General features: G+C 65.0%; 19 protein-coding genes. 13 read left to right on the top strand and 6 right to left on the bottom strand.

Features of this window, described 5'->3' with window-relative positions:
• The first annotated feature begins 66 nt into the window (after positions 1–66).
• The 3 genes from smc to ligA are packed head-to-tail and all read left to right on the top strand — an operon-like array spanning position 67 to position 6,766.
• Positions 67–3,624, top strand: a complete 3,558-nt coding sequence (smc, locus tag BUB09_RS11600; protein ID WP_072897878.1) for a chromosome segregation protein SMC — start codon at positions 67–69, stop codon at positions 3,622–3,624.
• 54 nt (positions 3,625–3,678) lie between these two features.
• Complete coding sequence (locus BUB09_RS11595; protein ID WP_072897876.1) at positions 3,679–4,689, top strand: cell division protein ZipA; 1,011 nt, start codon at positions 3,679–3,681, stop codon at positions 4,687–4,689.
• Positions 4,690–4,702: 13 nt separating this feature from the next.
• Positions 4,703–6,766: an NAD-dependent DNA ligase LigA gene (ligA, locus tag BUB09_RS11590; protein ID WP_072897875.1), complete on the top strand. Its 2,064-nt coding sequence runs from the start codon at positions 4,703–4,705 to the stop codon at positions 6,764–6,766.
• Positions 6,767–6,786: 20 nt separating this feature from the next.
• Here ligA and BUB09_RS11585 read toward each other — a convergent pair whose 3' ends face one another.
• On the bottom strand, positions 6,787–7,671 hold the full coding sequence (locus BUB09_RS11585) for a DMT family transporter (protein WP_084083380.1): 885 nt from the start codon (positions 7,669–7,671) through the stop codon (positions 6,787–6,789).
• 158 nt (positions 7,672–7,829) lie between these two features.
• Between BUB09_RS11585 and BUB09_RS11580 the strand changes: the two genes are divergently transcribed.
• From BUB09_RS11580 to yjgA, 4 genes are all read left to right on the top strand, one after another.
• Positions 7,830–8,288, top strand: a complete 459-nt coding sequence (locus BUB09_RS11580; RefSeq protein WP_072897858.1) for a response regulator — start codon at positions 7,830–7,832, stop codon at positions 8,286–8,288.
• 3 nt (positions 8,289–8,291) lie between these two features.
• Positions 8,292–10,073 carry a putative bifunctional diguanylate cyclase/phosphodiesterase gene (locus BUB09_RS11575; RefSeq protein WP_072897857.1) on the top strand — a complete coding sequence of 594 codons (1,782 nt, stop codon included), beginning with the start codon at positions 8,292–8,294 and terminating at the stop codon, positions 10,071–10,073.
• Between the two features lie 14 nt (positions 10,074–10,087).
• Complete coding sequence (locus BUB09_RS11570; RefSeq protein ID WP_084083379.1) at positions 10,088–11,278, top strand: sensor histidine kinase; 1,191 nt, start codon at positions 10,088–10,090, stop codon at positions 11,276–11,278.
• A gap of 72 nt (positions 11,279–11,350) precedes the next feature.
• Positions 11,351–11,953, top strand: coding sequence for a ribosome biogenesis factor YjgA (yjgA, locus tag BUB09_RS11565; RefSeq protein WP_072897853.1), 603 nt, complete (start codon positions 11,351–11,353; stop codon positions 11,951–11,953).
• Positions 11,954–11,965: 12 nt separating this feature from the next.
• Here yjgA and BUB09_RS11560 read toward each other — a convergent pair whose 3' ends face one another.
• Together BUB09_RS11560 and ppsA are read right to left on the bottom strand one after the other, a co-directional pair.
• Positions 11,966–12,778, bottom strand: a complete 813-nt coding sequence (locus BUB09_RS11560; RefSeq protein WP_072897852.1) for a crotonase/enoyl-CoA hydratase family protein — start codon at positions 12,776–12,778, stop codon at positions 11,966–11,968.
• 114 nt (positions 12,779–12,892) lie between these two features.
• Complete coding sequence (gene ppsA, locus BUB09_RS11555; protein ID WP_072898029.1) at positions 12,893–15,271, bottom strand: phosphoenolpyruvate synthase; 2,379 nt, start codon at positions 15,269–15,271, stop codon at positions 12,893–12,895.
• Positions 15,272–15,397: 126 nt separating this feature from the next.
• Here ppsA and ppsR point away from each other — a divergent pair, with 126 nt between their 5' ends.
• On the top strand, positions 15,398–16,219 hold the full coding sequence (gene ppsR, locus BUB09_RS11550; protein ID WP_072897850.1) for a posphoenolpyruvate synthetase regulatory kinase/phosphorylase PpsR: 822 nt from the start codon (positions 15,398–15,400) through the stop codon (positions 16,217–16,219).
• A gap of 14 nt (positions 16,220–16,233) precedes the next feature.
• Here ppsR and BUB09_RS11545 read toward each other — a convergent pair whose 3' ends face one another.
• From BUB09_RS11545 to ispZ, 3 genes are read right to left on the bottom strand one after another with little or no spacing between them, the layout of a single operon-like run.
• The gene (locus BUB09_RS11545) at positions 16,234–16,482 is read right to left on the bottom strand and encodes a BolA family protein (RefSeq protein WP_072898028.1); all 249 of its coding nucleotides are present in this window, start codon (positions 16,480–16,482) and stop codon (positions 16,234–16,236) included.
• A gap of 26 nt (positions 16,483–16,508) precedes the next feature.
• Positions 16,509–16,808, bottom strand: a complete 300-nt coding sequence (locus BUB09_RS11540; protein WP_072897849.1) for a YciI family protein — start codon at positions 16,806–16,808, stop codon at positions 16,509–16,511.
• Between the two features lie 4 nt (positions 16,809–16,812).
• Entirely contained in the window at positions 16,813–17,355 is a 543-nt protein-coding gene (gene ispZ, locus BUB09_RS11535) for a septation protein IspZ (RefSeq protein WP_072897847.1), read from the bottom strand.
• 88 nt (positions 17,356–17,443) lie between these two features.
• Between ispZ and BUB09_RS11530 the strand changes: the two genes are divergently transcribed.
• Genes BUB09_RS11530 through scpB form a run of 5 tightly spaced genes read left to right on the top strand, consistent with a single transcriptional unit; the run spans position 17,444 to position 21,579 of the window.
• Positions 17,444–18,070: an L-threonylcarbamoyladenylate synthase gene (locus tag BUB09_RS11530; RefSeq protein ID WP_072897845.1), complete on the top strand. Its 627-nt coding sequence runs from the start codon at positions 17,444–17,446 to the stop codon at positions 18,068–18,070.
• A 28-nt stretch (positions 18,071–18,098) separates the two neighbouring features.
• Positions 18,099–18,770, top strand: coding sequence for a site-2 protease family protein (locus BUB09_RS11525; protein WP_072897835.1), 672 nt, complete (start codon positions 18,099–18,101; stop codon positions 18,768–18,770).
• A gap of 28 nt (positions 18,771–18,798) precedes the next feature.
• Complete coding sequence (trpS, locus tag BUB09_RS11520) at positions 18,799–19,803, top strand: tryptophan--tRNA ligase (RefSeq protein ID WP_072897833.1); 1,005 nt, start codon at positions 18,799–18,801, stop codon at positions 19,801–19,803.
• Positions 19,800–20,675 carry a segregation and condensation protein A gene (locus tag BUB09_RS11515; RefSeq protein ID WP_072897831.1) on the top strand — a complete coding sequence of 292 codons (876 nt, stop codon included), beginning with the start codon at positions 19,800–19,802 and terminating at the stop codon, positions 20,673–20,675. The genes trpS and BUB09_RS11515 overlap by 4 nt, the downstream gene beginning before the upstream one ends.
• Positions 20,668–21,579 (top strand): SMC-Scp complex subunit ScpB, encoded by a 912-nt coding sequence (gene scpB / locus BUB09_RS11510; RefSeq protein WP_072897830.1) that lies wholly within the window; start codon positions 20,668–20,670, stop codon positions 21,577–21,579. Before BUB09_RS11515 ends, scpB begins: the two co-directional genes overlap by 8 nt.
• Position 21,580: the final 1 nt, after the last annotated feature.

Here is a 21,580-nt window from a genome sequence, read left to right as displayed (position 1 = left end):
TTTACACTATGGGTCTAACGCCGCGGGTCCGCCGTGCGCTGACTTCATCCCCGACCGATACATTCGATGCGTTTATCCGGTATCAAGCTGGCCGGCTTCAAGTCGTTTGTCGACCCGACCCAGCTGCCTCTGCCTGCCAATCTGACCGGCGTCGTCGGTCCGAACGGCTGCGGCAAATCGAACATCATCGACGCCGTCCGCTGGGTGCTCGGCGAGGCGAGCCAGAAGCAGCTGCGGACGCAAGATTCCGAAGATGTGATCTTCAACGGCTCCAAGTCGCGCAAGCCGGTTGGCCGGGCGATGGTCGAGTTGACGTTCGACAACAGCGACGGACAGATCACCGGACCGTTTGCCGCCTACAGCGAAATCGCCGTGCGACGGGAGTTGTTGCGTGACGGCAACTCCCAGTACTACCTGAACGGTCGCAAGTGTCTCAAGCGCGATGTCACCGACTTGTTCCTGGGCACCGGCCTGGGCGGCAAGAATCAGTACGCGATCATCGAGCAGGGCATGGTGTCTCGGATGGTCGAGGCCAAGCCCGAAGAGCTGCGTACGTGGCTGGAGGAAGCGGCCGGCATCTCCAAATACAAGGAGCGCCGCCGCGAGACGGAAAGCCGCATCCGTCAGACGCGGGAAAACCTGTCGCGGTTGTCGGACCTTCGCAGCGAGCTACACGGCCGGCTGGAAGTGCTGCGCAAGCAGGCAGCCAACGCCGAAAAGTACCGGGAATTCAAGCAGCAGGAACGCACGCTCAAGGCCGACATTCTGGTTCTTCGCGAACGCGCGCTGCTGGATCAGAGCCGAGGCTTCGAAGACTCGATCGCCCAACTCCAAGCCGAACTGGATGCTCGTCGGCTGGCGATCAATGACGCCGACGGCGCTCGGGCACTGGCCGAAACCGCTCAGCGCGATGCCCAAACCCGGTTGTCGCACGACCAGACTCAGGTCTACGAGGCCGAGGCGCGCCTGGCGCGACAGGAGCAAAACCTCAGCCATGCTCGCGAACTGAAGTCACTCAAGCTCAAAGAGCTGGACCAGATTACCCGACAGTTGGCAGAGCTTGATCGCCGCCGGAACGCCGAAAACGCGCGCATGGAGTCGCTGGCCCGCGAAGTTCAGCAACTCGAAGCGCAGGCCGAGCAGTCCGAGCGTGCCTTGTCGGACACGCAATCCGAACTCGCGCGGGCTGAAGCGGAGCAGCAAGAACAGCAGGCCATTTGGGACGAGTTCCAAACGCGTTCCGAAGCGCCGCTGTTCCAGACCGAAGGCGAGCGCGTGCGTCTGCAGGGCTTGGAGCGCGCGCTGGTTCAAGTTGACGAGCGCCTGAAGCGCCTGAATGCCGAGCGCTCGACGCTCGACGCGGCGCCGATCCAGGAATCGGTCGCCGAAGCCGACCTCGACCTCGAAACACTGGGCGCCGAGCAGGCCGAGTATCAGGCCAGGCTGCAGACGGTTGACCGCGAGCTACAAGCACTGCGCGAACAGCGCTCGGGCCTAGAAGCCTCGCTGCACGAAACCCGGCAGCAGTTGCAGTCGGCACGCGGCCGGTTGTCATCGCTGGAAACCTTGCAGCAAGCGGCACTGCGGCAGGACGACGTCGAGCTCAACGGCTGGCTCAAGCAGCGCGGCTTCGATCAGGCTCCCCGTTTGGCCACGGTACTGAACGTAGAGTCCGGCTGGGAAGCGGCGGTCGAACACGTGCTCGAAGGCTGGTTGCAGGCGCCGCTGCTGTCGCAGGCGCAGCGACAAACCGAAAATTCCGCGAGCCTGCCGAAGACCGGCGCGGCCTTGCTGTACGAACACGCCGGCGTTGCGACACGCGATCCGCGTGCGCTAACGGCCCGAGTGCAAGGGCCGGCCGCGCTGCTCGAGTTGCTGCACGGCATCTACAGCATCGAAGACTCCGAGCTGACCGCCGACCGACTCAACGCGCTGGCACCGGGCGAGTCGGTGGTGACTCGCTCGGGCATCTGGGCCGGGCAGGGCTGGAGCCGCTATCCGCGCCGCGATTCGGACCGCGGCGGCGTGATCGCTCGCGAACAGTTGCTCAAGCAACTGCGGTTGCAGGTCGACGAGCACGGACGCCTGCTTCAACTTCGCGAACAGGAACTGCTTGAGCTGAGGGGCCGTCAGCAGCAACTCGAAACCGAGCGGCGCGAGCTGGCACCCCGGTTCGAGCACGCCCGCAGCCGGCATGCGCAGCGCCTCGCGTTTCGACAGGCGCAAGTCGTGCGGCTGGAGCAAACCCAGTCGCGCATCGAGTCACTGGGTCGCGAAATCGACACCTTGAATCAACAGCGCGAACAAGCTGCTGCAGAACTGGGAGCCTCCCGCGCCAAGCTCGGCGAACTCGAGGCGATCGCGCAGCGTCTCCGTGAAGAGCGCGTACAGCTGCAACAGACGGTGGCGCGCGCGCGCGATGGCGTTGGCCGCTTGCGCAATGCAGTCGCGCAAGCCACGCAGTCGCGAAACACGGTGCAAGTACAGCTGGCCGGGCGGCGCAGCGCGATCAGCGCGCTCAACCAGACCCTGCACGACCTGGCCGAAAGCCAGGAGATGCTGCAGCACCAGCGCGGCGGCCGCGAGCGTGAAGCCGAAGAGCTTGAGGCGCCGCTGGGCGAGCAAAGTGCCGAGCTCGACGCTGCGCGCCAAGGCGTTGCGGCCGCGCGCGATACCTTGCGCGTGACACGCGAAGCGCTGGCCGGATTGGAAGCCGCGTTGGTTGCCGCGCAGCAGAAGCTGCGCGCAGCCGAGCAGTCCAAGGACGCGGCGCAGGAAACCCTGCAGCAGGCGCGTCTGGACTTTGAAAACCTGCGCGCCCGACGTGAGGGCATCGAGCAACAGATCGTTGAGGCTTGCACCGAAGGCGGCTTCGAGCGCGACGCAATCGTGGCCGCGTTGGCCGACGATGCGGAGCTATCGGCGTGGGAGGAGAAGCTCGCGTCGACGCTGCGGCGCATCGACCGGCTCGGTGCGATCAATCTGGCGGCGATCCAGGAACTGCAAGAAGCCGAGGAGCGCGAAAAGTATCTCAACGATCAGAACGCGGACCTCAGCGGGGCGCTCGACACGCTCGAAGAGGCGATCCGCAAGATCGACATCGAGACCAAGGACCGCTTCAAGACGACGTTCGACCAGGTCGATACGATCTTCCGCGACCGCTTCCCGAAACTGTTCGGCGGCGGCGAGGCGTATCTGGAACTCACCGGCGACGACCTGCTCGACACCGGCGTGCGCGTGATGGCGCGGCCTCCTGGTAAGCGCAATTCATCGATCCAGATGCTGTCGGGTGGCGAGAAGGCGATGACGGCCGTTGCGCTGCTGCTGGCGCTGTTTCAGCTCAACCCGGCGCCATTTTGCTTGATGGACGAAGTCGACGCGCCGCTCGACGACGCCAACGTTGGCCGCTTCTGCGAGATCGTCCGCGAAATGTCGCAGAACGTGCAGTTCATCATCATCACGCACAACAAGATCACGATGGAGCTTGCGTCGCACCTGCATGGCGTCACGATGCAGGAGCCCGGCGTGTCGCGCTTGGTCAGCGTCGACGTATCGCAGGCCGTCGAGATGGTCGGTTCGGACGGCAAAGCGCCCGCGCCAGAAGTGCAGCCGTTCCGGACCTGACCGGGTGAGTGCCACAATGAACCCCCCAACGACCCAGCATCGAGGCATATGGGAATGAGCGCATTGCAGTGGGCGCTGCTGATTCTGAGCGTCGTCATCGTCGTCGCCGTCGTCGTGATCAGCCGTCGTGATCGTGATGCCGATCCGCTGCCGCGCCGTGCCGCCAAGCCGCGTCCCGCGGATGCCGAAGCGCCGCCGAGCCGAACCAGTGCCGAACCCGTTCGCGAGCAACTCGATATCTTCGACGATGCACCCGTCGACGACATCGGTCCGGCCGAGTCGGTGTCCGAGCCCAGACCCGCCCGTCGCTCGGAGCCGGCACACGATGCTGCGCCGCTGCTGCGCCCGTCGATCAAGCCGGTTGCAGCCGAGCCCACGTCTCCTTCCGCGGCGCCGGCATCGATCGTCGACCCGACACTGGACCCGCTGACCGGCAAGCAGTACGACGAGTTCGGTGTGGGTCGTCCGCGGCGGCGCACGGCCCCGCTGCTTGATGCGACGCCGAGCGGCGCTGACCCGGCCGCTGCGGCGCCGGCCAACGAATCGACGCCTAGCGATGTGGCGCCGCCCGTCAGCGTGCCCGCCTGGGTTCGTTCCGCGCCGTCGGCAACGCCAGCGGCCGCGGGCACCGCCGCGCCGCTTCCACCGCCGGTTGAGCAAAAAATCGTCGCGCTGCTGATCGTCGAGCGCAACGGCGGCGTGATCACCGGCAACAAGCTGCATTCGGCACTGGCGGCACAGGGCCTGGTGTTTGGCGCCAAGCAGATCTATCACCGGCTGGCCCGCAACGAATCGGTGTTTGCCGTTGCCAGCCTGACCAAGCCGGGCGTGCTGCTGCCAGCCGAGGCGACCCAGTTCTCGACGCCGGGCCTGTCGGCCTTCATGGTGCTGCCGGGTCCGGTCAAGCCGCTCAATGCGCTCCACGACATGCTGGCGACGACACAGGCTCTGGCCCGCGCGCTCAATGCCGAGGTCTACGACAGCAAGAAGCAGCCGCTGAGCTCGGAGACGATGCGTGCGCTGCAAGCCGACGTCGAGGCTTGGGCGCGGGCAGCCCAGGTTTGAGCGCAGCTGCGGGATGACGCCCGAGCAACGTGCGCGGCAGCTGCGCCAGCAGCTGAATGAACACAACCATCGCTACTACGTGCTCGACGATCCGAAGGTGTCGGATGCGGTGTACGACGAGCTATTTGCCGAACTGCAGCAGATTGAAGCAGCGCACCCCGAGTTGTTGACGCCGGATTCGCCGACGCAGCGCGTCGGTGCCGCGCCATCCCGCGAGTTTGCCGCCGTCCGTCATCAGCTGCCGATGCAGTCGCTGCGCAAATGCGCCGACGAAGCCGAGCTGCGCGATTTCGATCGCCGTGTCTGCCAGACGCTCGACGTCGACGCCGTCGATTACGTCGCCGAGCCCAAACTCGACGGTCTGGCGGTGTCGCTGATCTACCAGCACGGCGTGCTGGTAAGGGGGGCGACGCGCGGTGACGGCGAGACGGGCGAGGACATCACGGCCAATCTCCGGACGATCCGCCAGATTCCATTGCAGTTGCGTGGCACTGCGCCGGACTTGGTCGAGGTGCGCGGCGAGGTCTATCTGCCGCTTGATGGCTTTCGTCGCTGGGTCGAGGAAGCCAGTCGTCGCGGCGACAAGCCGCCGGTCAACCCACGCAATGCGGCGGCCGGTAGCTTGCGCCAGCTCGATCCGCGCGTCACTGCGCGGCGTCCTTTGGCGTTCTACGCATACGCGGTCGGCTATAGCGAGGGTTGGTCCGCACCGCGTCGGCACGCCCAGGTGTTGTCGCAGTTGGCGGAGTGGGGTCATCCCGTCTCCCCGTTGATTGCCACGGTCCACGGCGTTGATGGCTTGCTGTCGTACTTCGCCGGCATCGGCGAGCGCCGCTCGGGGCTCGGCTTCGACATCGACGGCGTGGTGTTCAAGCTCGACGACTTGGCCGCGCGTGAAGAGTTGGGTTCGGTGTCGCGAGAGCCGCGCTGGGCCTGTGCTTACAAGTTCGCGGCAGAAGAGGCGACGACGCTGCTCGAGAGCGTCGAGTTCCAGGTCGGCCGTACCGGCGCCCTGACGCCAGTGGCGCGGCTCAAGCCGGTGTTCGTCGGCGGCGCCAACGTGTCCAACGCCACGCTGCACAACATGGACGAAGTCGAGCGCAAGGACGTGCGGGCCGGCGACCGGGTCGTCGTCCGGCGTGCCGGCGATGTGATTCCCGAAGTGGTCCGTATTGTCGTTGACGACGACGAGGCGCGCACCGAACACGAGCGTCGCGATCCGGTGCGGCTGCCGGCTGACTGCCCGGTCTGCGGCGGTGCGGTCGAACGCGTCGAAGGCGAGGTCGTTGCCCGCTGTACCAACGGACTGTCGTGTCGCGCGCAGCTACACGGTGCGCTGGTTCATTTCGTGTCGCGCAAGGCCATGGACGTCGAGGGCCTTGGCGACAAGCTGTTGGCTCAGCTGATCGACGCGGGACACGTCAAATCGCCTGCCGACATCTATCACCTCGATGCGGCCGTGCTGATGGACCTGGAGCGGATGGGCGAGAAATCGGCGGCCAACGTCGTCGAGGCGATCAATCGCAGTCGCAGTACGCGCTTCGAGCGTTTCCTGTTTGCGCTCGGTTGCCCGCAGGTCGGCGAAACCACCGCGCGCGATCTGGCCCGTCATTTCGGTAGCCTCGACGCACTTTACGGCGCCGTGGACAGCGATGCCCAGGGTGAGTTCGATGCAGCCCTCAAGCTCAAAGACCGCTATCCGTTGCTGCGCGCAGTGCCCGACGTCGGGCCTACCGTCGCCGCGCATGTGGTCCACTTTTTTACAGAACCGCGCAACCGCGACGTGATCTCGGCACTGGTCCAGGCCGGTGTGCATTGGCCGGCGCCCAAGGCGGTCGCGACCGGGGTCTTCAGCGGCAAGACGTTCGTGATCACCGGCACCTTGCCTGGTGTCAGCCGCGAGCAAGCGTCGGCGCTGATCGAAAGCCACGGCGGCAAGGTGTCGGGCAGCGTGTCGAAGAACACCGACTATCTGTTGGCCGGTGAGGCCGCCGGCTCCAAGCTGGCCAAGGCTGAAAAGCTTGGGGTTGCGATCTTGGGCTGGGACGCGCTGCAGAACCTGATCACAAACCCCTGACGGCGGTCACGATCGCAAGGCTACTCGTCGAGCCTGGGTTCGTAGCGGCGCAGGCTGGCGAGGATGCAACTGCCGATGACGATGGCGCCGCCCAGCATCGACAGGGCATCGATCGACTCGTCCCAGAACCACCAGCCAATCGCCGCTGAGAACAGCACGCAGGTGTAGGTGTACGGCCCGACGCGAGCGGCCGGCGCCAGCCCGTAGGCACGCGTCAGCGCCAGTTGCCCGAGCGTGGCGGTCAGACCGGCGCCGATCAGCGGGAACCAAGCTTGGGCCGGCAACGGCTTCCAAGCCCACAGCAGCGCTGGCAGCGACAGCAGCGTCGAGCAGGCAGCGAAATAGAACACGATCCGCACCGTCGGCTCGGTATCGGCGATGCGCCGAATGCTGACCATGGCCGACGCGGCCAGCAGTCCCGACAAGCCGCCGATGATCGCGGCCGGCGTGGCCTCCGTTGCCAATCCGGGGCGGACGATCAGTGCCACGCCTGCGACGCCGGTCAATGCAGCCGCCAATGCGGTCGCCGACGGCTTCTCGCCGATCCAGAGCCACGCAACGAACGGCAGATACAACGGCGAGGCATAGTTGAGCAGCATCGCCTCGGCCAGCGGCAGCCGCGGAATCGCGTAGAAAAAACAGTACATCGCCGCAACACCCAGCGCCGCGCGCCACAGATGGCCACCAACGCGGTTGGTGCGTAGACCCGAACGACCAACGCGCAGCGCCCACGGCAACAGCACGGCAAAGCTGACGGCGTTTCGAATGAATACGATCTGTTCGTTTCCGGCCGAGACTGCCGCTGCCTTGATGCAGGCCCCGGTTAGCGCGAATGCAGCCGCGCCGGCCACCGCGTTGAGTGCCGCGAGCGAGGTGTGGCCGGGTGAAACTGAGTCGTGATTCACGGAAAAGGACCAACGGCGGCTGGAGAGGCCATGAGCGGTTGCGCGACGATGTTTTATCTAAGGGGATCGGCCTCGGCGGCTGCCTATGATGGCGCCATGACCGGTGTACGGATAGGCTGTTGCGGCCTCGGCTGACGAATCGAATGAGTGTTGTGGCCATGCCTGATGACCTGAACAAACAACAGCCGGTGATCCTTCTGGTGGAGGACAACCCCGCCGACGTCAGGCTCGCTTGCGAAGTCCTTGAAGAAGCTGGATTTGCAGGCCCGTTGCTGATCGCGCGCGATGGTGAGCAGGCACTGAAGATGGTAGCGGGCACCGATGAGTACACACATAGCCCGAGGCCCGACCTGATCCTGCTCGATTTGAATCTGCCACGCCGCTCCGGGCTCGAGGTGCTGACTCAGATCAAGCAAGACCCTGCATTGCGTCGAATCCCGGTTCTCGTGTTGACGACATCGCGCGCCGCCAGCGACGTGGATTCCTGCTACGACGCCTATGCCAACGCCTTCCTGACCAAGCCGGTCGACATCAGCCAATTCTCGAGTCTGGCGAAATTGATCCGGGAGTTCTGGCTCGATTCCGTGCAGTTATCGGGTCGGCCGGGCGGTCACTGACCGATGCCCACCCGCCGTCAACCGATCGGCATTCTGCTCGTCGAGGACAATCTCGCCGACGCGCGACTGATGACCGAAACCTTGCGGGATGTTGCCATTCCGGAATCGGTGATCATCCGCGTGGTCCGCACGCTCGCCGATGCGCTGACCGAGATGCGGCGCTACAGCTTTACTTGCGTGCTGCTCGACCTGAACCTGCCCGATGGACAAGGGGTCGGCAATGTCGAGGCGCTGCGCGCGATCGACCGGCGCGTCGCCATCGTCGTGTTGACCGGCATGGACGACGAACGCATCGCAGCCGATGCGATCCGGCTCGGCGCGCAGGAGTATTTGATTAAAGGGCACTTTGACGGCCCGAAGATCCTGCGGCTGATTCGGCACGCCGTCGAACGCAACAAGCATGTGCACGAACTCGAGGACCAACGCTACCGCGAGTTTCATCGCGCCAGCCACGACAGTCTGACGGGCTTGGCCAATCGGGAGTTGTTGTACGACCGGGTCGGCCAGTCGATGACCCAGGCGCATCTGACCGGCGAGCAGTTCGCACTGTGTTATCTGGATCTCGACGGCTTTAAGGCGGTCAATGACCGCTACGGACACCGTGTCGGTGACGACCTGCTGATTCGCGTGGCGCAGATCCTGCGCGAGTCCGTGCTGCCGGTCGACAGTGTCGCGCGCGTTGGTGGCGATGAGTTCATGGTGCTGATGCGCCAGGTCGAGGGCCGCCTTGATCCAGGGCCGCGCGCGCGGCGCCTGCGCGAACGGGTGATGGCGATCCGTCAGATCGGCGATCACGCTATCGAACTCGATGCCAGCGTCGGCATCGTGCTGTATCCGCAGCATGGTGATGCGATCCATCTGCTGATGGAGCGCGCCGATCGCGCCATGTATGAAGCCAAGCGTGCCGGAGGCGGCGTGGCGTTCTACGATGGCACCTTGGCGCTGCGTGCCTCGGATCGGATCGCCGAGTTTCGTGTGGAACTCGAGGATGCCCTGCAGCAGGATCATTTTTCATTGCTGTACCACCCTTGGGTCGACGTCGAGACGCGTCGCTTCCTCGGAGTTGAAGTGCTGCTGCGCTGGGAGCGCGATGGTGTCACCCAAAGCCCCGACGATTTTCTGCGCGCGGCGGGCGCCAGCGGGCTTGGTGGCGACATCGGCCTGCACGTCGCGAGCAAGGCGTTCCAGCAATGGCGGGAATGGATCGATAGCGGCTTGGACCCGGGCTTGCTGTCGTTGAATTTGGGGGAGCCCGAACTGGCCGATGAAAGCTATCTTGCCGCGCTCGGCGAGGCGGCCTTGGCTATCGGTATCGATCCTCAACACGTCCGCCTCGAAATCCCGGTGGTGCTGCTTGATGGCGAGCGGTCCCACAGCGTTTCCGCGCGAATGCGTCAAGCGCGGGATCTTGGTTTTGGCGTGTTGCTGGACCAGTTCGGTCCTGACGGTGAGGCACTCAAATGGCTGTCGAGCCTACCGCTATCGGGCGTCAAGCTTGGTCGCCACGTGATGCGTGCGCTGCAGGAGGAGGGTGAATGCGGTGCAATGTACCGGTCAATATTGGCGATGCGTGGCGCGGCTGCCGCGCTGGGCTTGCCGCTGATCGTGACCGGCGTCGAGACGATGGAGGAACGTCGTAGTCTGCTCGACATGGGCTGCACGCTGATGCAGGGGCAGTTGTTTAGTCCCGCTGAGCGTGCTGAACGACTGCTGGAGCGGATCTGCCGCGGGCCCGATGGGTTCGAAGCGTTCTGGATGCCCGAAGAAGTGGATAGGCTGAGCTGAGCTTAGGAGAAGCTATGAGCGTTATGGTCGAGGGTGGAAGCTTTCTGCCTCACGGCGTGTGTTACCTGCAGCAGCCCAATCTAATCTTGTTGCACGTGGTTTCCGATGCACTGGTGGCTTTGGCTTACTTCATGATTCCGGTCGCGCTGATTTACTTGAGCCGGCACATCGCGTGGAGGTTGTCGTTCAGCTGGGCTGTCGGCTTGTTTGCTGCGTTCATCATCCTGTGTGGTGCGGGCCACGTGCTCGATATCGTCGTCATCTGGGTGCCGGTGTACTGGCTGCAAGGCTTCCAGCGCGCATTGACTGCCGCGGTTTCGATCGCCACGGCGATTTCGATCATCCCGTTGATTCCGCGGTTGCTGTCGATGCGCACGCCCGAAGAACTCGAGGCCGCCAATCTGCGGCTACGTGAGGAAATCAAGCTGCGTGAAGGCGCTGAGGCGGATCTGCGCCGCTCGCTGACGGAGTACAAGCGCGCCGTCCAGGAACTTGAACAGTTCGCCTACATCACCAGCCACGACTTGCAGGCGCCGCTGCGCAATGTTGCCGGCTTTTCGCAGCTGCTGGTCCGGCGGCATCGCGACAAGCTCAACGGAGATGCGGTCGAGTTTCTCGACTTCATCGACAAGGGCGTGCGCCAGATGCAGTCGCTGATCACCGATCTGTTGGCGCTGTCGCGCGTCGGCCGTAGTGAGGGAACGTTCGTGCGCGCGCCGCTGGATACGACCGTGCGCAAGGCGATCGCCGCGCTGGCGCCGACGCTGGAAAGCCGCGGTGCCAGCGTGCTGGTCGCCGACGCGCTGCCCGACGTCAAGGCCGATCACGGGCTGCTGACGCAGTTGTTCCAGAACCTGATCGACAACAGCAGCAAGTTCCAGCGTCCGGGTGTCGCGCCGCTGGTGCGCGTCAGTGCCTGGCCTGACGGCGGTTACTGGCATCTGATGGTCAAGGACAACGGCATCGGCGTGCCCGCCGATCAGCTCGAGACGATCTTTGCCGTGTTTCGCCGGCTGCACCATGCTGACGAATACGAGGGCACCGGCATCGGTCTGGCGATCTGCCGTAAGATCGTGCGCCACCACGGCGGTGAGATTTGGGCCGAGTCCAAGGCGGGCGAGGGGACCGAGTTTCACATCCGCATGCCGCGCGAGCCGGTCAAGCCGGTAGCCGGCGTCGAACTCAAACTCGACCCGGCGCTGTAATCTCCGCCGCCTGCCCTGGGCGCGCCGCGGGTCCGGCGCGCCTTTTTAAGCAGTATCAGCAGGCAGGACAACATGCAGAAACAGAGCAACTGGCGCCCGGACCTGATCCGCGACGGTGACGACCACGATCAGGACTACGGCCCGAGCAAGACGCAGGTCAAAGCGGCGATGCACGAGCTGCAGACGCTGGGGCTGGCGCTGATGGAGCTGCCGCTGCCGCTGCTTGGCGCCCTTGAAATGGAAGATCGCCTGCGGGAGGGCTTGGCCGAACTGCGTCGGCTGACGTCACGCGAGGCGATTCGCCGCCAGTCGCAGTTTATCGGCAAGCTGCTGCGCGAGGCCGATGCCGAGCCGTTCCGGCGCGCGATCGATGCCTACCGTCGCGGCCAGAGCAAGCTGCTGCAGGAGGCAGAGAGCTGGCGCGAGCGCCTGCTGGCCGACGATGAGGCCGTCACTGACTGGATCGCGCGGTTTCCGGACGCCGCGGTGCAGCCGTTGCGCGCGCTGATCCGCAACACGCGTCGCGAACAGCAGCGGCTGCTGGCCGACGTGACCGACGCCGAAGCGCCGGTGCCCAAGGGGCGGCTCTACCGCGAGCTATTTCAGGTGTTGCGTGCGGAACTGCAAGCCGAGCTCGAGCGCGAGTTTGCCGCGCGAGCGACGGCCGCTGAATGATCGGGGCGCGCTTTAGCCGCCGAAGCGGCGAGGCTTGAAGCGCGGTGGGCGTTTCTCGCCATGCGCCTTGATCGTTTCGCGGTGGTTGGCGCTGGCCAGCATGCGCAGCTGCACCTTGCGTTCTAGCGTCAGCGCCTGCCGCTGACTGCTCATCCAATTGCGATCGAACAGCTGCTTGATGCCGGCCAGCGCATCGGGCGACTGGGCGACCAGCGTCCGCGCAAGGCCTACGGCTTCGGCGTAAGGGTCGTCAGCGACATCGGTGACCAGATTCAGTGCCGCAGCCTGTTCGCCGCTGACGATCTGGCCGGTCATCGCCAGCTTCTTGGCCACGTCGAGCGGTAGCAAGTCGCGCAGCGTGACGGTGCCCGACATGTCGGGCACCAGACCCCATTTGATCTCCATGACCGACAGTCGTGCATCGGGCGTGGCGATCCTGAAGTCGGCGCCGAGTACGATTTGCAGGCCGCCACCGAAGCAATTGCCGTGGATCGCGGCGATCACCGGTACCGGCAAGTCGCGCCAGCACAGACCGACGCGCTGAAACAGGTTCTGCTGGCGCACGCCATAGGTGGCAAAGCTGCGCACCATCTTCAGCGGCTGCTTGAGCACGGCGCCGACGTCAAGCCCGGAGCAAAATGATGGCCCGAGGCCACGGACGATGACCACGCGCAGATCCCGCCGCTTGCGCAGCGTCGCAGCGGCGTCCACCAGTGCTTCGATCATCGCCAGATCAAGTGCGTTGTGCTTGTCGGCGCGATTCAGGCTGACGGTGGCAATGCCATCGCCGTCGACTTCAACGATGACGCGTGGGGGCTGGCTCATCGATGTTCCAGAAGGGCATTGTCATGACGCGCATCGACATGCGCGGTGTGGCGTGGGTCAGAAGCGGTGAGATCGAAAGCCGGACGCAAAATGCGCCCGGCTTTCATCTGGCGATCAGGCCGCCGGCGTCTGCCCAGCCAAGAACAGCCAGGTTTCGACGACCGTGTCCGGATTCAGCGACATCGACTCGATGCCCTGATCGAGCAGCCACTTGGCCAGATCGGGATGGTCGGACGGGCCCTGACCGCAGATGCCGACGTACTTGTTGAGCTTCTTGCAGGCGGTGATCGCCATCGACAGCATCGCCTTGACCGCATCGTTACGCTCGTCGAACAGATGCGCAATCAGGCCCGAATCGCGATCCAGGCCCAGCGTCAGCTGCGTCATGTCGTTGGAGCCGATCGAGAAGCCGTCGAAGTGCTCAAGGAACTGCTCGGCCAGCACGGCGTTGCTGGGCAGCTCGCACATCATGATCACTTGCAGGCCGTTGCTGCCGCGCGCCAGGCCGTTCTCGGCCAGGATCTCGTTGACGCGCTTGGCCTCGCTGACCGTGCGCACAAACGGAATCATGATCTTGACGTTGGTCAGGCCCATTTGGTCGCGGACGAACTTCAGCGCTTCGCACTCCATGTCGAAGCACGGGCGGAAGCTCTCGGAGATGTAACGCGACGCGCCACGGAAGCCGATCATCGGGTTCTCTTCGTGCGGCTCGTAGCGCTTGCCGCCGACCAGATTGGCGTACTCGTTGGACTTGAAGTCCGACATGCGCACGATCACCGGCTCCGGCGCAAACGCGGCGGCGATCGTCGCCACGCCTTCGGCCAGGCGCTTGACGAAGTAGTCGCGCGGCGAGTCGTAGGCGGCGATCATCGAGTCGATCGTGCGGCGGATGTCCTGCGGCTGCTGGTCGAGTTCCAGCAGCGCTTGCGGATGGATGCCGATCTGGCGGTTGACGATGAATTCGAGCCGTGCGAGGCCGACGCCGCGGTGCGGCAGCGCCGCAAAGTCGAACGCCTGTTCCGGCGTGCCGACGTTCATCATGATCTTGACCGGCACTTCGGGCATCTTGTCGAGCGCGATCTCGTCGACCTGGAAGTCGATGTTGCCGTCATAGATCTGGCCGGTGTCGCCTTCGGCGCAAGACACGGTCACGGCCTGACCGTCCTTGAGCACCTGCGTCGCATCGCCGCAGCCGACCACAGCCGGGATGCCCAGTTCGCGGGCGATGATCGCCGCGTGGCAGGTACGACCGCCGCGATTGGTGACGATCGCGCTGGCGCGCTTCATCACTGGCTCCCAATCGGGGTCCGTCATGTCGGTGACCAGCACGTCGCCGACCTGGACGCGCGCCATTTCGTCGATCGACTTCAGCAGCCGCACCTTGCCGGCGCCGATCTTCTGGCCGATCGCACGGCCCGAGGCCAGCACCGCTGCCTTGCCCTTGAGCTTGTAGCGACGCAGCGTGTTGGCGCTGCTGCGCGACTGCACCGTCTCCGGGCGCGCCTGCAGGATGTAGATGCCGCCGTCGACGCCGTCCTTGCCCCATTCGATGTCCATCGGGCGGCCGTAATGGTCTTCGATGATCAGCGCCTGGCGGGCGAGGTTTTCGATGTCGGCGTCGGTGATGCAGAACACCTGCCGTTCTTCGGTCGACACCGGCACGAACTCGACCGTGCGGCCGAGCATCCGGTCTTTGGTGTAGACCATCTTCTTGGCTTTCTCGCCAAGGCCGCGCTTGAGGATCGACGGCTTGCCGCTGCGCAGCGCCGGCTTGTAGGCGTAGAACTCGTCCGGGTTGACCGCGCCCTGAACCACGGCCTCGCCCAGGCCGTAGCTGGCCGTGATGAACACCGCGTCGCGGAAGCCGGACTCGGTATCCATCGTGAACATTACGCCGGAGGCGCCGCGGTCGGAGCGCACCATGCGCTGGATGCCGGCCGACAGCGCGACCTGGCTGTGAGCGAACTTCTGGTGGACGCGGTAGCTGATCGCGCGGTCGTTGAACAGCGACGCGAACACTTCCTTGATCGCCTTGAGCACGTTGTCGATGCCCTGCACGTTCAGGAAGGTTTCCTGCTGGCCGGCGAACGAGGCGTCGGGCAGATCTTCGGCGGTGGCCGAGGAGCGCACCGCGACCGAAATCTCGGCCGTGCTCTCGGCGAGCAGGATGTCGTAGGCGGCGCGAATCTCTTTTTCAAGCTCGACCGGGAACGGCGCCTTCATCACGGCTTCGCGGATCGATTTGCCGGTGACGGCCAGGGCCTGCACATCATCGACGTCGAGCGCGTCGAGCATTGCATTGATCCGGTCGGCCAGGCCTTCGAACGCGAGGAACTCGCGGTAGGCCGAGGCCGTCGTGGCGAAGCCGTTGGGGACCTTGACGCCGGAAGCGGCCAGGTTGCCGATCATCTCGCCAAGCGAGGCGTTCTTGCCGCCGACGATCTCGACATCCTTCATTCCCAGCTGCGAATACCACAGCACGTTGTTGCTCATGGCGCCGAGGTTGTGATCGCTTCCCATGTCTTATGAATGCTCCGCTTTGATTGGCCGGTGGTGGCTCAGGAATGATTCTGTTATCTAGTGTTTCTGATCGATCGCAGCCCGGCCCCAACCCAGACCATGACCAACCAGCGTTACGTATTCTTTCTGTCTGACGGAACCGGCATCACCGCCGAAACTCTGGGTGGGACGATCCTCACGCAGTTCGAAGATATCGACTTCAAGAAGACGACCCTGCCGTTCATCAATACGCCGGACAAGGCCCGCAACACGGTGGACTATATCAACCACCTCGCATCCCAGGGTAGCCGGCCCATCGTGTTCTCGACCACGGTCAGCGATGAGATCCGCGGCATCCTGCGTCAGTGCAAGGCCCAGTTCCTCGATCTTTTCGACACCTATCTTCCCGCGATCGAGGCTGAACTCGGCCTGAAATCGGTCCATCAGGCCGGGCGCGCCCACGGCTTGGCCGACGTGCGCCGCTACAACGCGCGCATCGAGGCGATGAACTACGCGATGGAGCATGACGACGGCCAGAGCACGCGTGACCTGGCCAAGGCCGACGTGATCCTGATTGCGCCGTCGCGCTGCGGCAAGACGCCGACCACGCTGTATCTGGCGCTGCAGCACGGCATCTTCGCGACCAACTTCCCGCTGACCGAGGAAGACCTCGAAGCGCAGAAGCTGCCCGGCTCGCTGGCCGGACTGGCCGGCAAATGCTTTGGTCTGACCTCGGAAGCCGAGCGCCTGCACCAGGTGCGCACCGAGCGTCGCCCGGGGTCCAAGTACGCCTCGCTGCCGCAATGTGCTTATGAGCTGCGCCAAGCCGAGAGCTTGTACCGGCGCCAGAACGTGCCGTTCATCAACTCGGCCAATATGTCGATCGAGGAGATCGCGGCCGTGATCATGCAGGAGAAGGCGCTGCGCCGGTCACCCGGCTAGCTGCGCCGCCGCGCTCACTCTCCAGGCGCGCGCGCCTGAATCGACACCGCGTGGATGTCGGTCTGCATTAGCCCGCCCAGCGCGTCGTAGACCGCGCGATGGCGGTGGATCAACAGCATGCCCTTGAAAGCGTCGGCGACGATCTGCACGCGGAAGTGACCGCGTCCGCTGGCCGCACCGGCATGGCCGGCGTGCAGGTGGCTTTCGTCGTCGACGGTCAACGACACCGGCGCAAAGCGCAGCTGCAAGGCCAGGCGGATCATCTCGACCCGGTCGCGAGCGCGGTCGTTCACGCGGGCAGCACCTTGATGAACGGCTGCACGGTGACCTCGGCGTAGACGCCAGCGGTCACGTACGGGTCCGTATCGGCCCAGGCGCGGGCTTCGGCCAGGCTGGCGAACTCGATCACCAGCAAGCTGCCGCTGACGCCGGCGCTGGTGTCAGCGGCATCGGCAACCGGGAACGGGCCGGCGATGACCACGCGGCCCTGATCTTGCAGATGGCGCAGCCGCTCCAGATGAGCGGGGCGCGCGGCGAGCCGCGCCGGCAGGCTGTCGGGCACGTCGCGACCGATAATGGCGTAGAGCATCGGCTCAATCCTTGGCGGTGTCGGGTTGCAGATAGCGCATCAGGAACGGCGCGTGCGCCAGCATGAACACCAGCATCAGCGCCGTGAAACCGAACGCTTTGAGCTTGACCCAGGTCGCCTCGTCGAAGTGATTCGCCACGTACCAGTTCAGCGCCGCGCAGAAGGCGAAGAACAGTGCCCAGGCGAAGTTGACCTTGCGCCAGACCGGATCCGGCAGGCGGAACGCCTGCTGCGGCAGCCGCGCCAGCAACACGCGGTCACCGAACACATGACTGCCGAGCAGCACCAGCGAAAACAGCGCGTAGACGACCGTCGGCTTGAGCTTGATGAACGCCGGGTCGTGCACGTACAGCGTGACGCCGCCGAGCACGGCCGCGATCAGCGCCGTGGCGATATGCGCCTTGTGCCACTGCTTGAGCCACAGCCGGTAGATCGCGACGACAGCGAACAGCGATACCACCAGCAGCACCGTCGCCAAGTAGATGTCGCCCATCAGGTAGCCCGCGACGAAGGCGATCGCGGGCAAGAGATCAACGAGTACTTTCATGGCGCGCAGTATATCGGTCGTGCCGGCCGGGACGCTGGTATCGTCATCGACGCGCCTTGGTTCCGGTGCGGGCGGGTTACAATAGAGGATGGCGCACTGGTTCGACATTCATCCGCAAAACCCGCAAGCGAGGCTCCTCGCTCAAGCGGCCGTCCATCTCCGTCAGGGCGCGGTCATCGCGTACCCGACCGACTCTTGCTACGCCTTGGGCTGTCACTTGGACGACAAGGCAGCCGCTGAGCGTCTGCGCAAGATCCGCAAGTTCGACAAGGACCACCAGTTCACGCTGGTCTGCCGCGACCTGTCGGAGATCGCCACCTATGCGCGGGTCGACAACTGGCAGTTCCGGCTGCTGCGGCAATTCACGCCGGGCCCGTACACGTTCGTGCTGGCGGCGACCAAGGAACTGCCGCGCCGCGTTGCGCACGAAAAGCGCAAGACCATCGGCATCCGCGTGCCGGACAACGCGGTCACGCAGGCACTGCTGGCGACGCTGGGCGAGCCGCTGATCAGCTGCACACTGCAGTTCCCAGGGGAGTCGCTGCCGGTCAGCGACCCCTACGAGTACGAAGACCGGCTCGAGCGCGAAGTGGATGTCGTGCTGACCGCCGGCAACTGTGGCCTGGACCCGACGACGGTGATCGACTTGTCCGAGGGCAGTGTCCGCATCCTGCGCCAGGGCAAGGGGCCGGTTCACGGCATGCTCAGCGAATAGCCGCCCGACGCCGCGAGACCGAGAGACGATGGATTCTGATTTGAGCCTGCTCCAGAAGTTGGCGATCTGGGCACTGCCGGTACTGTTCGCGATCACGCTGCGCGAAGTCGCCCACGCCTATGCGGCGCGGGCGCAGGGCGACGACACGGCCACGCAGATGGGCCGGCTGTCGTTCAATCCGCTGCGCCATGTCGATCCGCTGGGCACCGTCGTGATCCCGGCGTTGCTGATCAGTCTCGGCGGTTTTCTGATGGGCTGGCCCAAGCCGATCCCGGTCAATTTCTCGCGCATGCGCCAGCCGCGGCGCGGCATTGCACTCGTCGCACTGGCCGGCTTGGGCGCCAATCTGGCGATGGCCATCGGCTGGACGCTGCTGCTGCGGATCGCGCTGGAAGCGGGCGAGGCCCCGGGGGTCTGGATGGGCTTGCGCTACATGTCGATCGCCGGCGTGTCGATCAACCTGTCGCTGTTCGTGCTGAACCTGATCCCGCTGCCGCCGCTGGATGCCGGTCGTGTGCTGATCGGCTTGCTGCCGCCCCCGCAGGCGCAGTCGCTAGCGCGCATCGAGCCCTACTGCTTCTTTATCCTTGTCGCGCTGTTTTTGTTGCCAGCATTCCGTGAGCTGCTGTTCTGGCCGCTGGTGATCGCCCAAGGCCTGTTGTTCGCCGCCTTCGGCATCGACTTCTCGTCGCTGCTGTAAGCCCGTTCTCCCTTCGTAATTCGTCCGCATGACCACGACCGCGCGTCCCATCGTCCTCTCTGGCATCCAGCCCTCCGGCCGCCTCACGCTGGGCAACTATCTGGGCGCGATCAAGAACTGGGTGCCGCTATCGGCTCAGTACGACTGCTACTACATGCTGGTCGACCTGCATGCGATCACCGTGCGGCAGGACCCGGTGCAGCTGCGCGAGCGTTGCTATGAGTTCCTGGCGCTGTACATCGCCTGTGGTCTGGACCCGGCCGACAACGTGCTGTTCGTGCAGAGCCACGTGCCGGCTCACGCGCGGCTGAGCTGGGTGCTGAACTGCTACACGCAGATGGGCGAACTGAACCGGATGACCCAGTTCAAGGACAAGAGCGCCAAGCACGTCGACAACATCAACGCGGGCCTGTTCGATTACCCGGTGCTGATGGCCGCCGACATCCTGCTTTACCAGGCCAAGGCGGTGCCGGTCGGTGACGACCAGAAGCAGCACCTGGAACTGACCCGCGATATCGCGCAGCGCTTCAACAATCTGTACGGCAACGTGTTCACGGTGCCCGAGCCGATGATCCCGCCGGTGGGCGCGCGCATCATGGGCCTGCAGGAGCCGACCAAGAAGATGAGCAAGTCGGACGACGCTCCGACCAACGCGCTGTACCTGCTCGACGAGCCCGACGTGATCGTCCGCAAGCTCAAGCGCGCCGTAACCGACCTGGGCAACGAGGTGCGCTTTGATCTGGGCGAGAAGCCCGGCGTCAGCAATTTGATGTCGATCCTGGCTGCCACCAGCGGCGAGAGCTTCGAAGCGATTGCCGAGCGCTACAACGGCCAGGGCTACGGCAAGTTCAAGCAGGCGGTGGCCGATGCCGTCGTCGGCTGTCTGGAGCCGGTGCAGCAGCGCTACCGCGCCCTGCGCGAAGACGTCGACGGGCTGCGCCGCGTGCTGCGCGACGGCGCTGAACGCGCCTCGGTCAAGGCCGACACCACGCTGCGCCAGGTCCATGACGTGCTGGGCTTCATCCCGCAATGAGCGACACGGTTGCCGACGCCACCGAGGTCGATGCCGAAGCGGGCCTCGTGCCGGCCGGCCTGGCACCGGACAAGCGTCCCAAGGTCAACGGACAGGCGCTCGACAAGCTGCCCGAGGACTTGTACATCCCGCCCGATGCGCTCCAGGTGTTCCTGGAAGCGTTCGAAGGGCCGCTCGACCTGTTGCTGTATCTGATCCGTCGGCAGAACCTGAACATCCTCGATATTCCGGTCCTGAAGATCACCCAGCAGTACCTGCAGTACATCGCGATGATGCAGGAGCTGCGGCTGGAACTGGCAGCCGAGTACCTGCTGATGGCCGCGCTGCTGGCCGAGATCAAGTCGCGGATTCTGCTGCCGCGCCCGATCGAAGCCGAAGAAGAGCAGGGCGATCCGCGGATGGAGCTGGTGCGCCGTCTGCAGGAATACGAACGCTTCAAGACCGCGGCCGAGCAGCTCGACGGCCTGCCGCGAATGGGGCGCGAACTGTACCGGGCTTCGGCCAAGCCCGACTCGATTCCGACCGTCGTGCCGATGGTGCAGCCGAATCTGCGCGAACTGCTGCTGGCGTTTCGCGACGTGATGACGCGCGCGGCGCTGTTCACCCGCCACCAGGTCACGCGCGAGCCGCTGTCGGTGCGCGAGCGCATGACGCGTCTGCTGACGCTGGTGCAGACCGGCCCGAAGCGCTTCATCGAGCTGGTCGATCCGGCCGAGGGTCGCGCCGGCGTCGTCGTCTGCCTGTTGGCGATTCTGGAGCTGGTCAAGCTGTCCGCAATCGATCTGGTCCAGGACGGCCCTTTCACCGACATCATGATCGACACCGGGCGCCCGGTGTCCCACGCCGCGATCGAGGAAGCGGTCGATGACTGATCCGAACGACACCCCCGAATCCCTGCCGACGCCGGACGCTGGTTCCGACTCGGACACCGCCGTCGCCGCCGTTGCCAGCGCCAATGCGATCGAGCCGGTCAGCGCCGCATCGGCCGAGCTGCTGGAGAAGATCATTGAAGCGCTGCTGCTCGCGTCCGACCAGCCGCTATCGATCGACCAGCTTCACCGTCTGCTCGGCGACGACCTCGGCGTTGCCCGCAAAGACCTGCGCGATGCGCTCGACCGCCTCGGCCAGCGGCTCGACGGCCGCGCGTCGGAGCTGGTCGAAGTCGCCAGCGGCTTTCGGATCCAGGTGCGCAGCGAATATGCCGAGTGGGTCGCGCGGCTGTGGCAGGAAAAGCCGCAGCGGTTCTCGCGCGCGCTGCTCGAAACGCTGGCCTTGATCTGCTATCGCCAGCCGATCACGCGCGGCGAAATCGAAGAAGTCCGCGGCGTACAAGTGTCCAGCAACATTTTGCGCACGCTGCTGGAGCGCGGCTGGGTGCGCGAACTCGGCGTCAAGGAAGTGCCGGGCCGCCCGGCGCTGTTCGGCACGACGCCGCAGTTTCTCGACGACTTCAATCTGAAGTCGCTCGACCAGCTGCCGTCGCTGCCCGAGATCAAAGACCTGAACCAGCTCGACGCCGCGCTGGCGCAGCTGGCCGGCGAGTTGCCGGATATCGGTGAGCCTGCGTCCGACGACGACGCCGTGGAAGGCGACACGCTCGCTGACGGTATCGACGCGCCTCGCGCCCGGCCGGCCGACGATCTCGCCGCCGACGGCAACGCCGGTGCGCACGCCGATGCAGGCGATACCGGTGCCGAACCTGCCGGCGACGACGCGGCACACGATGCAGCAAGCGACGGTGCAGCCGCACCGCCGGACGAAGAATCCCGGGGTTAAG

This window comes from Hydrocarboniphaga daqingensis, assembly GCF_900129825.1.
In the GTDB taxonomy this organism is placed as follows: Bacteria; Pseudomonadota; Gammaproteobacteria; order Nevskiales; family Nevskiaceae; genus Hydrocarboniphaga; species Hydrocarboniphaga daqingensis.
Note: the sequence above shows the minus strand (reverse complement) of the source record. Positions and strands in the feature narration are given on the sequence as shown.

Excerpts from the sequence above, each read along its gene's own strand:
- smc (WP_072897878.1), top strand. The coding sequence starts at position 67 with ATGCGTTTATCCGGTATCAAGCTGGCCGGCTTCAAGTCGTTTGTCGAC.
- BUB09_RS11595 (WP_072897876.1), top strand. The coding sequence starts at position 3,679 with ATGAGCGCATTGCAGTGGGCGCTGCTGATTCTGAGCGTCGTCATCGTC.
- ligA (WP_072897875.1), top strand. The coding sequence starts at position 4,703 with ATGACGCCCGAGCAACGTGCGCGGCAGCTGCGCCAGCAGCTGAATGAA.
- BUB09_RS11580 (WP_072897858.1), top strand. The coding sequence starts at position 7,830 with ATGCCTGATGACCTGAACAAACAACAGCCGGTGATCCTTCTGGTGGAG.
- BUB09_RS11575 (WP_072897857.1), top strand. The coding sequence starts at position 8,292 with ATGCCCACCCGCCGTCAACCGATCGGCATTCTGCTCGTCGAGGACAAT.
- BUB09_RS11570 (WP_084083379.1), top strand. The coding sequence starts at position 10,088 with ATGAGCGTTATGGTCGAGGGTGGAAGCTTTCTGCCTCACGGCGTGTGT.
- yjgA (WP_072897853.1), top strand. The coding sequence starts at position 11,351 with ATGCAGAAACAGAGCAACTGGCGCCCGGACCTGATCCGCGACGGTGAC.
- BUB09_RS11560 (WP_072897852.1), bottom strand. The coding sequence starts at position 12,778 with ATGAGCCAGCCCCCACGCGTCATCGTTGAAGTCGACGGCGATGGCATT.
- ppsA (WP_072898029.1), bottom strand. The coding sequence starts at position 15,271 with ATGAGCAACAACGTGCTGTGGTATTCGCAGCTGGGAATGAAGGATGTC.
- ppsR (WP_072897850.1), top strand. The coding sequence starts at position 15,398 with ATGACCAACCAGCGTTACGTATTCTTTCTGTCTGACGGAACCGGCATC.
- BUB09_RS11545 (WP_072898028.1), bottom strand. The coding sequence starts at position 16,482 with ATGATCCGCCTGGCCTTGCAGCTGCGCTTTGCGCCGGTGTCGTTGACC.
- BUB09_RS11540 (WP_072897849.1), bottom strand. The coding sequence starts at position 16,808 with ATGCTCTACGCCATTATCGGTCGCGACGTGCCCGACAGCCTGCCGGCG.
- ispZ (WP_072897847.1), bottom strand. The coding sequence starts at position 17,355 with ATGAAAGTACTCGTTGATCTCTTGCCCGCGATCGCCTTCGTCGCGGGC.
- BUB09_RS11530 (WP_072897845.1), top strand. The coding sequence starts at position 17,444 with ATGGCGCACTGGTTCGACATTCATCCGCAAAACCCGCAAGCGAGGCTC.
- BUB09_RS11525 (WP_072897835.1), top strand. The coding sequence starts at position 18,099 with ATGGATTCTGATTTGAGCCTGCTCCAGAAGTTGGCGATCTGGGCACTG.
- trpS (WP_072897833.1), top strand. The coding sequence starts at position 18,799 with ATGACCACGACCGCGCGTCCCATCGTCCTCTCTGGCATCCAGCCCTCC.
- BUB09_RS11515 (WP_072897831.1), top strand. The coding sequence starts at position 19,800 with ATGAGCGACACGGTTGCCGACGCCACCGAGGTCGATGCCGAAGCGGGC.
- scpB (WP_072897830.1), top strand. The coding sequence starts at position 20,668 with ATGACTGATCCGAACGACACCCCCGAATCCCTGCCGACGCCGGACGCT.